This window comes from Iodobacter sp. BJB302, from assembly GCF_002735645.1.
Lineage (GTDB): Bacteria > Pseudomonadota > Gammaproteobacteria > Burkholderiales > Chitinibacteraceae > Iodobacter.
In genome coordinates, this window is the sequence record NZ_PDZG01000150.1 from 1 (window position 1) to 2,475 (window position 2,475).

3 protein-coding genes are annotated in these 2,475 nt (G+C 45.2%); all 3 read left to right on the forward strand.

Features of this window, described 5'->3' with window-relative positions:
- Window positions 1-249 precede the first annotated feature (249 nt).
- The 3 genes from CSQ88_RS22190 (at window position 250) to CSQ88_RS22200 (ending at window position 2,141) form a co-directional block, all read left to right on the forward strand.
- Window positions 250-729 carry a DUF4188 domain-containing protein gene (locus CSQ88_RS22190; protein ID WP_099400232.1) on the forward strand — a complete coding sequence of 160 codons (480 nt, stop codon included), beginning with the start codon at window positions 250-252 and terminating at the stop codon, window positions 727-729.
- A 106-nt stretch (window positions 730-835) separates the two neighbouring features.
- The gene (locus tag CSQ88_RS22195; protein ID WP_099400233.1) at window positions 836-1,243 is read left to right on the forward strand and encodes a DUF1398 family protein; all 408 of its coding nucleotides are present in this window, start codon (window positions 836-838) and stop codon (window positions 1,241-1,243) included.
- Window positions 1,244-1,685: 442 nt separating this feature from the next.
- Window positions 1,686-2,141 carry an SDR family NAD(P)-dependent oxidoreductase gene (locus tag CSQ88_RS22200; protein ID WP_099400234.1) on the forward strand — a complete coding sequence of 152 codons (456 nt, stop codon included), beginning with the start codon at window positions 1,686-1,688 and terminating at the stop codon, window positions 2,139-2,141.
- The last annotated feature ends 334 nt before the right edge of the window (window positions 2,142-2,475 follow it).

Genomic DNA, 2,475 nt, shown 5'->3' on the forward strand with positions numbered 1-2,475 from the left:
GACAGCCCCTTTTGCATCTGGATTGGGTTGATTGCCATGACGACCACTCCACAAAAGAACGTTCGTTCACCTTAGGCCTTTTAAGTGGTTTGAGCAAGGAGATTGAGCAAGAGACATAATCAGGTTATTTTTTGTGCAGCGGCACTACGCCTAACATGGCATTCAAGCAGACTGGCCGGAATGTGCGGCTTCTTTATTCAATGGCAGCGTAGGCCAGCTGCTTAATTTTGACGTTAGGACACATAGCTCATGATCCACAAGGAACGAATTACGGCCACATTGGAAGGCGACTTCGTCGTCTTCATGATTGGCATGCGCATCAACAAACCTTTAATGGTTCACAAGTGGTTGCCTGTTGCCACAGCTATGCCGCGCATACTCAAAGAGCTGTATCAGCATCCTGAGTTAGGTTTCATTCACGCGGAAACGTGGTTTTCTCGAACCATCATCTTGGTTCAGTATTGGCGCTCAATGGAACAGTTGCTTGCCTACGCAAAGGCCAAGGAAGCTCAGCATCTTCCAGCTTGGCGCGCCTTCAACCGAGCGGTTGGAACTGATGGCTCAGTCGGTATCTGGCATGAAACTTATGCAGTCTCGCCTGGCACCTATGAAAATGTGTACGTCAACATGCCACTATTTGGGCTTGCCAAGGCAGGCAAGGTTCATCCCGCTACGGGTGGTTGGCAGTCTGCATCTGGTCGTCTGCGCGGGGACCGCAATGCGTCCTAACCCGGCGTTCAAGCGGAGCTGCGCACAAAGCCGCGCAGCCCGCTTAACTCTACGTTAGGTGCTTAATCCCAAGCGGAAAAATTTCCACAATACAAGGTGAATAAAAATGAATGCAGATATTATTACAAGTACCGCACATGCCAGTCATGCAAATAAAATTTCATTTCCAGAATATGTGGGAAAACTTATTGAAGCGGGCGTTGAGTATTACCACGTTAATTACGTAACTTTACAAATCTCATTTTATAGCAGTGAAGGTAGTGTCGTTTCTTTGCCAGTACAATTTGAAAGTTTGCCAGCTGTGTCAGCAGACTTTGATGTTCAAAGTCTAAGGGCTGCTATTCTGGAAAGCCAAAATAATAGCCAGCCATACAGAAAATTTTCTGAGCGTGCAATGAAATCAGGCGTGCAGTCTTATTTTGCATTTTTGCGGGGTAAGCGTGTTACCTACATTGGTCGTCAAGGTGAACAGCATACTGAGTGGTTTCCCTGTGCAAATGCAAAAAGCACCTAACAAGGCGCTCAAGCACCAGTCGCTCCGCTCCTTGGACAGCTTTTAAGTCGCAGTTTTGTGGTTTTGCTGCGCAAAAGTACTCCACAAAACTACAACTTAAAATCTGCCGCTTAGCTCGGCGTTAGGCACAGCTACCAATTGTTATATTTTTTTAGTTGGCGCGCTGTTGTGGCAGTTTGTATTGTGGTGTGCTGATATTTTTATTTTGTTTTGCAGCTTTCTGTTTACGCGGTTTATTAACACGCTTTTAATTCGTTTGCTCCGTTTTCGTAGCTTCATTATTTAGTTTTGTGGTTTGCTGCGAAAAACGGGGTCTTGTTTTTTGCGCAGCGGTAATACGCCTAACATGGCATTCAAGCAGACTGGCCGGAACGTGCGGCTTTTTATCCAATTGCAGCGTAGGCCAGCTGCTGTGTTTGACATTAGGCAAGGGAAGTCTGAAATGAATCCAAAGAAAATTGTACTGGTCACTGGCGGCAGTAGAGGAATAGGTGCTGCTGCTGCGAAATTATTTGCAAAGAACGGGTATTCAGTTTGCATCAATTACAAATCAAATGAAGTGGCCGCATTAAAAACAGCTCAAGAAATTTTAGAATTTGGTGGTACTTGTATCACCGTACAAGCCGATGTTTCAAATGAAAAAGACGTTATAAATTTGTTCTCTACTATTGACCAAAAACTTGGTCATATTTCTGTTCTTGTAAATAATGCTGGAATTTTGAAAAAGCAAACACGCTTAGAAGAATTAACAGCTGAACGAATCAATGAAGTTTTCACCACAAATGTAACGGGCTATTTTTTATGTTGTCGTGAAGCAGTCAAGAGAATGTCTTTTAAAAACGGCGGTTCTGGTGGTGCAATTGTAAATGTTTCTTCCGGTAATTGTCAAGATAGTTGAGATGTTTTTACGATTTAAGCGACCTGTAATTCCTCGCCTGTTTTAGGCTCAATAGCCCGGTCCGGGTTCAATTGCACTTCATCTTGCCAGCTCCAGTTCCGAGTCGTGTTACGCCACCGTTCCGGACGCGCCAAGCGGGCGGCTTGGTAGACGGCATGGCGTTTTTCTAACAGCGCTTTATCCTGCCCTTGATGTCGCTGCGACGGGGTCCCCCTGTGTCAGGATAGTTGAGATACTCCCTTTTCAGGGATTCCAACTTACTCAGGGGGCTGGTTACTTATCATGTCGCGTATTCCCAAGGCTCGTAAAGATGCCATTTTAAGCAAAATGCTTG

What these genes read in the sequence shown, in the direction of transcription:
- CSQ88_RS22190 (WP_099400232.1), top strand. Translation starts at nt 250, where the DNA reads ATGATCCACAAGGAACGAATTACGGCCACATTGGAAGGCGACTTCGTC.
- CSQ88_RS22195 (WP_099400233.1), top strand. Translation starts at nt 836, where the DNA reads ATGAATGCAGATATTATTACAAGTACCGCACATGCCAGTCATGCAAAT.
- CSQ88_RS22200 (WP_099400234.1), top strand. Translation starts at nt 1,686, where the DNA reads ATGAATCCAAAGAAAATTGTACTGGTCACTGGCGGCAGTAGAGGAATA.